At 70.2% G+C, this 1,289-nt stretch carries 1 protein-coding gene and 1 pseudogene; both read left to right on the top strand.

Translation table 11 applies throughout. The features are described 5' to 3' along the window. The first annotated feature begins 156 nt into the window (after positions 1 to 156). Positions 157 to 606, top strand: coding sequence for a nuclear transport factor 2 family protein (locus ACWDNU_RS46100; RefSeq protein ID WP_355277691.1), 450 nt, complete (start codon positions 157 to 159; stop codon positions 604 to 606). A gap of 175 nt (positions 607 to 781) precedes the next feature. Then, a pseudogene (locus tag ACWDNU_RS46095) lies at positions 782 to 1,289 on the top strand (recombinase RecA); the annotation flags it as partial.

The following is a 1,289-nucleotide window of genomic DNA, read 5'->3' as shown; positions in this document are numbered from 1 at the left end:
CACAGATCGGCGCCGGTGGCCCGCCAGTGCGCGCTGTAGCCGGGCGCGCCGAGTTCGGCGTGCAGGCGGGCACGTTCGGCCGCCCACGGCGCGCTGCGCACCGCCTCCCGCACCGGTGCGCCCGCCTCGATTCCCGAGGTCAGGATCCGGGCCCCCGTGCGACCGCCACTGCCACCCTTCGACCTCGAATCCGCGCGCGCCAAGGTGCTCGCCGCCGAAAACGCCTGGAACACCCGCGATCCCGAGCGGATCGCCGCGGCCTACACCGAGGATTCGGTGTGGCGCAACCGCGACGAGTTCTTCACCGGCCACGCCGCGATCGTCGAGTTCCTCACCCGCAAGTGGTCCACCGAGAACGGCTACGCCCTGCGCAAGGACCTGTGGGCCTTCCACGACAACCACATCGCCGTGCGCTTCCAGTACGAGTGGCACGACGAGACCGGGCAGTGGTGGCGCAGCTACGGCAACGAGCAGTGGGAGTTCGCGCCGGATGGGCGGATGGCGCGGCGCGAGGCCAGCATCAACGACGTGCGGATCGACGAATCCGAGCGGCGGATCTTCGGGCCGCGCGCCGAGGGCGACGATTCGGTGCTGCCGCAGCGGTGACGGCGGGGTCCGCGGTGTGTGATGTGCGCCGGGTTTGCGGGTCCTCGCGTGTTGCCGGGCGCGTCGCTTGACTCGAATGGGTGTTCGACTAATCTGAGCGCCAGAACTTGTCGGTGCCGGCCTCTACTGTGGGCGCCAACCAGAGAGACACTCACCTCGAGAAGGGGACCACATCATGGCACCGCAGGCCTACGATCGCGACAAAGCGCTGGAGCTGGCGCTGGCGCAGGTGGAGAAGAGCTTCGGCAAGGGCGCGGTCATGCGCCTGGGCGAGGAGGCCCGCCAGCCCATCTCCGTCATCCCGACCGGCTCCATCGCGCTCGATGTCGCGCTCGGTATCGGCGGGTTGCCGCGCGGTCGCGTCGTCGAGATCTACGGCCCGGAATCCTCGGGTAAGACCACGGTCGCGCTGCACGCGGTGGCCAACGCCCAGGCCGCCGGCGGCGTCGCCGCGTTCATCGACGCCGAGCACGCGCTGGACCCCGACTACGCCCGCAAGCTGGGCGTCGACACCGACGCGCTGTTGGTCTCCCAGCCCGACACCGGTGAGCAGGCGCTCGAGATCGCCGACATGCTGGTGCGTTCCGGCGCCATCGACATCATCGTCATCGACTCCGTCGCCGCCCTGGTGCCGCGCGCCGAGATCGAGGGCGAGATGGGTGACAGCCACGTCGGTCTGCAGG

It is taken from the genome of Amycolatopsis sp. NPDC003676 (genome assembly GCF_053587275.1).
Note: the sequence above shows the minus strand (reverse complement) of the source record. Positions and strands in the feature narration are given on the sequence as shown.